1 protein-coding gene is annotated in these 202 nt (G+C 36.1%); it reads left to right on the top strand.

Going from position 1 to position 202, the window contains the following annotated elements; translation table 11 throughout:
* A partial coding sequence (locus PVK62_RS17660; RefSeq protein WP_274449517.1) for a hypothetical protein occupies positions 1-186 on the top strand: 186 nt, incomplete at its 5' end.
* Positions 187-202 lie beyond the last annotated feature (16 nt).

The following is a 202-nucleotide window of genomic DNA, read 5'->3' as shown; positions in this document are numbered from 1 at the left end:
CTACGAACACATGAAGGAGTTGACTTCTTTGTATGGTTGAGAGAATTCGAAGATGAAGACTCTCGTACACGTATTTATGAAGATACATATAATGATTGGTGGATAACTAATATCCGACCAAAAGTTTTTAAGCTAATAGAAGAAGATTCTATCAGCATAAAACTTCTGTACCCTGTCGAACTATAACCCCACTCCAACACAT

The sequence above is a fragment of the Aliivibrio sp. S3MY1 genome (assembly GCF_028765575.1).
Classification (GTDB): Bacteria; Pseudomonadota; Gammaproteobacteria; order Enterobacterales; family Vibrionaceae; genus Aliivibrio.
This window is presented reverse-complemented; position numbering and strand designations above follow the sequence as displayed.